Raw genomic sequence first — 234 nt, 5'->3', positions numbered from 1 at the left:
AGCCGTAGCTCATGGCTGATTGTCCGATCAATCCTTTGCCGCGGAAAGGTTTTTGGCACGAATGTTCACCAATGTTTTGTACATCTTCTTCATGGACATAATAAGGTTTTGCTTCGACTTCTTTCGTGTGTTCACTTCTTCTCACTAACTTCTCTTGATGGATGTCATACAGTTTTCTTTGGATTTTTTCAGATTCATCCATGCGTAAGTGATCTCCCTCGTTTGGAAATAGGA

Annotated in this window: 1 pseudogene; it reads right to left on the bottom strand. The window is 41.0% G+C overall.

What is annotated here, in order from left to right:
* Positions 1-202: pseudogene (locus tag KVT11_RS20685) on the bottom strand (FMN-binding glutamate synthase family protein); the annotation flags it as partial.
* Positions 203-234: the final 32 nt, after the last annotated feature.

The organism is Bacillus sp. GbtcB10 (genome assembly GCF_019091365.1).
GTDB lineage: Bacteria > Bacillota > Bacilli > Bacillales > Bacillaceae > Bacillus > Bacillus altitudinis.
Note: the sequence above shows the minus strand (reverse complement) of the source record. Positions and strands in the feature narration are given on the sequence as shown.